Annotated in this window: 3 protein-coding genes; 1 reads left to right on the top strand and 2 read right to left on the bottom strand. The window is 77.4% G+C overall.

Going from position 1 to position 5,885, the window contains the following annotated elements; all coding sequences use genetic code 11:
• Positions 1–184 precede the first annotated feature (184 nt).
• Both V6V16_RS27540 and V6V16_RS27535 read right to left on the bottom strand, forming a co-directional pair.
• Positions 185–955 carry a DUF5995 family protein gene (locus tag V6V16_RS27540; protein ID WP_334566827.1) on the bottom strand — a complete coding sequence of 257 codons (771 nt, stop codon included), beginning with the start codon at positions 953–955 and terminating at the stop codon, positions 185–187.
• Positions 956–1,061: 106 nt separating this feature from the next.
• Positions 1,062–3,950 carry a helix-turn-helix transcriptional regulator gene (locus V6V16_RS27535; RefSeq protein WP_334566825.1) on the bottom strand — a complete coding sequence of 963 codons (2,889 nt, stop codon included), beginning with the start codon at positions 3,948–3,950 and terminating at the stop codon, positions 1,062–1,064.
• Positions 3,951–4,135: 185 nt separating this feature from the next.
• On the opposite strand from V6V16_RS27535, the gene V6V16_RS27530 reads away from it, so the two are divergent.
• A partial coding sequence (locus V6V16_RS27530) for an adenylate/guanylate cyclase domain-containing protein (protein ID WP_334566823.1) occupies positions 4,136–5,885 on the top strand: 1,750 nt, incomplete at its 3' end.

Here is a 5,885-nt window from a genome sequence, read left to right as displayed (position 1 = left end):
GTCGGGGGACGGGCCCGCGCGCCGGCCGGCCCCTTCCTCCACGCCCGCCACCCCCGGCGGCCCCGGGCACCGCGGGCCCGTCCCCCGACCGCCGGTGCACGGCGGACGGCGGCGCGACGACCGGGCGGACGCGTCCCCGCGCTCCGCCGGGTGCCGGTGCGGAGCGCGGGGACCCCCGTCCCGGCTACTGCAGGAACGCCCCGAGGGGCGACAGCAGCAGCCGGCCGAGCGCCGCGGCCGTGTCGTCCAGCCGCGCGCGCTCACACTCGTGGGCGGCCGGGTCGTACCGGCACCGCCAAATCTTCTGCGCGTTGCGCCAGGCGACGTCGCGGGTGTATTCGACCAGTTCCCCCTGGTACCAGTCGTCGATGTCGCCGTTGAGCATGTCGATGAGCAGCTGCCACCGCTCCAGGTAGCCGCGCCGCAGGCCGGGGATCCTGTCCGCGAAGATGTTGTTGATCTCCAGGTAGTCGCGGTGCTGGTCGGTGCCGTCCACGGGCTCCGACTCGAGGCTGTCGAACGTGGTCACCAGCGCGAACGGCAGGTCGAAGTTGATGTGCGCGTTCACCCCGGCGGCCGCGGACGGCAGCGGGCGCGCGTCCGGGCCACGCATCCGCTCGAACAGGCAGGCCCACGCCTTCGGCGTGCCGGGGCTGGAGTCGGTCCACAGCCGCATCGCGTCGAAGTAGCGGGCGGCGAACTCCACGTCCAGGCGGGACAGGAACACCGGGTCGGCGAAGCGGTCGTCGTAGAGCCCGTTCAGCACGTTCTCGGTGATCGTCAGGTACAGCCCGTTGAAGTCGGCCAGCGGGCAGCTCGCCGCCAGCGGGGGCAGCCGGACGAGCATGTCCTGGAGCTTGGTGAGGTGGTCGACCACCGCCGGCACGTCCGCGGGGTGGTCGGCGAGCAGGTCGACGATGTCCCGATGCACGGGCCCCCACACCGGTTCCGTCATTGCTCCTCCAGAGGTTCCCGGCAACCCGGGCCGTCCGCGACGCAGCCCAGACTGCCAGCCGTCGACGGTCGGCCGGATCAGTAGAACGACGTATCCGTACCGCGCGTCAGCCGGGGTGGTTGCGTAGGAAGATCGCGCTGGCCTGCACGCGGGTGCGGACCTGGAGCTTGTCGAAGATGTGCGAGACGTGCACGCCGATGGTGCGCTCGCTGATGAACAGCCGCTGGCCGATCTCCCGGTTGGTCAGTCCCTCGGCGACCGAGGCGAGCACCTCGCGCTCGCGGGCCGTCAGCGCGGCCAGCTCGTCCCCGTCCGGCCCGGCGACCGGGCCGCCGCCGACCCGGCGTTCCTCCAGTGGCACCCGGGCCCGCCCCGCGAGGGTACGGATCTCCGAGGTCAGCGGCACCGCGCCGAGGCCCTGCGCCATCTCGTACGCCTGCCGCAGCAGCTTGGCCGCCGTGGCGCTGCGGCTGCGCCGGGCCAGCAGCGCCTCCGCCTGCCGCAGCCGGGAGTAGGCCGCCGGGTAGGGGTGGTGGCGGCGGTCCCACTGCGTTACCGAACGGGCCCACAGCTCGGGATCGCTGCCGTCGAGGCGACTCACCTCGGCGGCGCAGAGCCCCAGGAACCCGTCGACCACCTCGCGCACCGGGCGGGCCGCGTCGGCGCTCTTTCGGGCGACCCGGTCGGTGACCTCCCGCAGCCGCCGCACGGCGGTCCGGTCGACGGCGACGGTGCGGCTGGCGTGCGCCTCGGCCTCGGCCCGCAGGCCGTGCCACACCAGCGTGGCGAGCAGACCCACGTCGTCGGAGCGGCTCTCGGTCAGGCCGCGCTGCACCGCCTGGCGGGCCAGGTCGTGCCGGCCCTGCCACATCGCCAGCCCCGCCCGCAGGGTCAGCAGCGGCAACACGTGCCGCCCCCCGCCGCCGGCGAGCACCGTGGCCACCGCGTCGAGATCGCGCGCGGCGGCCTCGACGTCGCCGTACCCCACCGACAGCCGGCAGCGCGCCAGCAGCAGCTCCACCGCGTCCGCGCCGGAGGGGCGGTGCCGCAGGGCCGCCGCGACGACCTTCTCCGCCTCGGCCCACTGGCCGACCCGGAACAGCCCGTTGGTGGCGATGGCCAGCAGCCGGGTCTCGTACGTGCGGCCCAGGCCGAGCTGGGCCACCCGCTCGGCGCCCCGACGGGCCACCACGACCCCCTCCTCCAGGACGTTCAGCGGGCCGGTCAGCAACTCGGCCAGGTGCAGGTACGCGCACGCCACGTCCTCCGGGCGACCGGAGCGCTCGGCGGTCTCCAGCGCCCGGCGCATCACCGCCAGCCCGGCGTCGGGATCCTCCAGGTACGCCTCGGAGAAGCCGAGCGCCGCGCTGGCCAGCACCACCTCCGACGCGGATCCCGGCGCGTCGGCGGAGAGCTCCAGTGCCTCGCGGGCCCGCCGGCCGGCGTCGGCGTACCTCCCGAGGTGCAGCAGCAGCTCGGCCAGGTGCGCGGCGGCGGTGGCCCGTTCCCGGGGCGTGCAGTCGGCGGCCTCCAGGGCCCGCCGGTACTCCGCCTCCGCCGGCGCCGAGCGGCCCGCCGCCGCCAGGTAGCGGGCCCGCCGGATGCGCAGCGCACAGGCCGACGGGTCGACGCCGGCGCCGGCCAGCTCCTCCAGCAACGTCAGCGCGCGGGCGTGCTCGCCGCAGTGGTGGGCGGCCTCGGCGGCGTGCTCCAGCAGGGTGACCCGGTCCACCTCGGGCGCCGCCACGCCGGGGGAGCCGGCCAGCTGCAACGCGGCCGACCAGTGCCGGTGCGCCTCGGCGTAGCCGTGCAGCCGCTCGGCCTCGCGGGCCGCGGCCACCGCCGCCGGCAGCGCCCGGGCGGGCTCGCCGGCCAGCCGCCAGTGGTGGGCCAGGCGCGCCTGGTGCAGCTCCGCGGGGGCCGAGGTGAGCGCCTCGGCGTAGCGGCGGTGCAGGGCGGCGCGCTCGGCCGACAGCAGCTCGTGCTCCAGCACCTCGGCGACCAGCCGGTGCCGCAGCCGGTAGCCGTCGTCCGCGCTCACCAGCAGCCGATGCGCGACGGCCGCCCGGACCGCCTCGATCAGCTCCTCCTCGGGCAGCCGCACCACCCGCGCCAGCAGCCAGTGCCGCACCGGCTCGACCCCGGTCGCCATCGCGTGCACCACGGCGTGCGCGTGCCGGGGCAGCGCGTCCACCCGGGCCAGGAAGATCTCGCGCAGGGTGTCGGAGAGCCCGTCGCGGCCGTCACGAAGGTCGCGGGCGAGCTCCTCCACCACGAACGGGTTGCCGCCGCTGCGCCGCCACACGAGCTCGGCCGGCTCCGGGGCGAGCGGCCGGCCGACCACGGCGGCGGCGAGCCGGTCGGTGCCCGCCCGGTCCAGCGGCGCCAGGTCGAGCACCCGCACCGTACGCAGCCGGCGCAGCTCGGTGAGCACCCGGCGCAGCGGATGCGCACCCTGCAACGACTCCGCGCGCACCGCGGCGAGCACCGACAGTTGCAGGTCGCCGAGGCCCGCCAGCAGGTAGAGCAGCAGCTGCCGGGTGCTGCGGTCGGCCCACTGGAGGTCGTCGAGCACGAGCATCAGCGGGCGGCCCTCGGCGATCAGGTGCAGCCCGCGGGAGACCCGCTCCAGCAGCGCCCCGGCGCCGTCCGGGCCGGGCCTCTCGTCGGCGAACATCCGCAGCAGCCCGCGGACCGCCGAGGAGGTCCGGGCGGGCGGACCGGTCGCGTCGAGGCGACGCAGCGCCTGCAGCAGCGGGTGCAGCGGCGACGCGTCACCGATGTCCAGGCAGGAGCCGGTGAGCACCACGGCCCCCGCGACGCGCAACCGGGCGGCGACCTCGCCCAGCAGCCGGGTCTTGCCCACGCCACTCTCGCCGGTGAGGAAGACGGCGGCGGTCTGCCCCTGCGCGACGTCGTCGAGCAACGCCGCCCGCACCGCCGCCACCAGCTCGGCCCGACCCACGAGCGGTGCGGCGTGCACATCGCTGGCCATGGCACGCAGCCTAGTCACAGGTCCCGCGCCGCTCCACGGGTCTTTCGCGCCTGCGGTACTCCTCGCGTCCACATCACGACGCAAGGTTGCGCCCGGCCGACATACGTCGTTCTGCAGATCCCCCGTCGGCCCATCGGTGACAGTGTCCGAGGTGTCGTCAGCCCACGGGGGGAAAGGCAGGTGCGATGCCCATGCCCACCACCGTCTCCGCAGCGGACCGGGTCCCGTCGGCAGGCTGGCCCGTGCCGGAGGAGAGACGCCTGGTCACCGTGCTGTTCGCCGACATCGTCGGGTCGACCGCGCTCGTCGACCGGCTCGACCCGGAGGACGTGCGGGCCCTGCAACGGGCGTACTTCGACACGGTCGCCGGGGTGCTGCACCGGTGGCACGGGGTGGTCGAGAAGTACGTCGGCGACGCGGTCATGGCACTCTTCGGCGCCCGCCGCTCCGACGGGTTCGACGCGTACCGGGCCGTGCGGGCGGCGCTGGAGATCCAGCGGGCCCTGGACCGTCGGACGCTGCCCGGCGCGCCGCGCCTGCGGGTCCGGGTCGGGGTGGCCACCGGCGAGGCGCTGGTGGAACTCGCCGGGGCGCGCGACGGCGGGCACGGCGCGGCCAGCGGCGCCGTGATCACCACCGCCGCCCGGTTGCAGGAGTACGCCCCGCCCGGCGGGGTGGCGATCTGCGCGGCCACCCACCGGGCCACCGTCGGGCTGGTCGACCAGCGGCGCGTGCCGCCGGTGGCCCTGGCCGGCAGGGCGCTGCCGGTCGACGTGTGGCACGCCACCGGCCCGGCCCGCCCGGGCCCGGCGCGGCACGACGGTCCGCTGATCGGGCGGCGCCGGGAACTGGCGACCGCGCGCGACCTGATCGTCCGGGCCGTCCGGGAGCGCGGCCCCCGCTGGCTCTCACTGGTCGGCCCCGCCGGCAGCGGGCGCAGCCGGCTGCTGCACGAACTGACCCGCGCGGTGGACACCGTGGACGGGGCGCCGGTGCGCTGGTGCGTCGCGCACTGTCCGCCGTTCCCGGAGCCGCTGGCCCCCGTGGCGGACCTGGTGCGCGGGGTCGCCGGCCTCCGCGCCGCCGAGGCACCCGCGGCGGTACGGCGACGGCTCACCGCTGCCCTCGCGGAGCTGCTGCCGCCCACCGGCCTGGCCGCGGCGGTGTACGCGCTGGAGGCGCTGCTCGCCGCTCCGGCCGGCCCCGGGGGCACGGCGCGGGGCGCCGAGGTGGCGCGGGAGACGCTCCTGGGGCTCGCCGCCCGGCAGCCGGTCGTGGTGGCGGTGGACGACCTCGACCGGTCCGCCGCGGCGCTGAGCCGCTTCCTGCACCTGCTCTTCGCGGCGGCCACCGCGCGGTCGCTGCCGCTGGTGGTGGTGGCCCTGCACAGCCCCGGGTGGGCGGACGTGCCACCCGGGTCGCCCGGCCGGCGGCACCGGCTGGCGGTGCCGCCGTTGCGCCCGGTGGAGACCGGCCGGCTGCTGCGCCACCTGCTCGGCCGGGCGGACCGGTCGGCGGCGACGGTCGCCCGGCTGCTGCCGCTCGTCGGCGGCAGCCCGGGACGGGCCGCCGCGTACGTGGCGTCGCTCGGCGCGGCGCAGCCCGTGCCCGAGTCGGTGCGCCGGGAGGTCGACGCCCGACTGGACCGCCTCGACGGGTCGCGGCGGGCCGTGCTGATGGCCGCCGCGACCGCCGGCGCGGGAGTCACCGCCGCGACGGTGGAGCGCCTGCTCGACTGGGCGCCCGGCGGGGCCGCGCCGGTGCTGCGCGCCCTGGCCTCGGCGGGACTGCTGCTGCGCCGCGCCGGCGGCCGGTACGCGGTGGCCGACGCGGTGGTCCGCGAGGTCGCGTACGCCCGGCTGCCGCGGGCGGCACGGGCCGCCTTCGCCCGGCGCGTCGCGGGGCCTCCGGAGGGCCGCGCCGACGTCCGGGCCC

This window comes from Micromonospora sp. CPCC 205561, from assembly GCF_036906775.1.
In the GTDB taxonomy this organism is placed as follows: Bacteria; Actinomycetota; Actinomycetes; order Mycobacteriales; family Micromonosporaceae; genus Micromonospora.
This window is presented reverse-complemented; position numbering and strand designations above follow the sequence as displayed.

Bases quoted from the DNA above. Each gene is read 5' to 3' on its own strand.
- V6V16_RS27540 (WP_334566827.1), bottom strand. From the start codon at position 955: ATGACGGAACCGGTGTGGGGGCCCGTGCATCGGGACATCGTCGACCTG.
- V6V16_RS27535 (WP_334566825.1), bottom strand. From the start codon at position 3,950: ATGGCCAGCGATGTGCACGCCGCACCGCTCGTGGGTCGGGCCGAGCTG.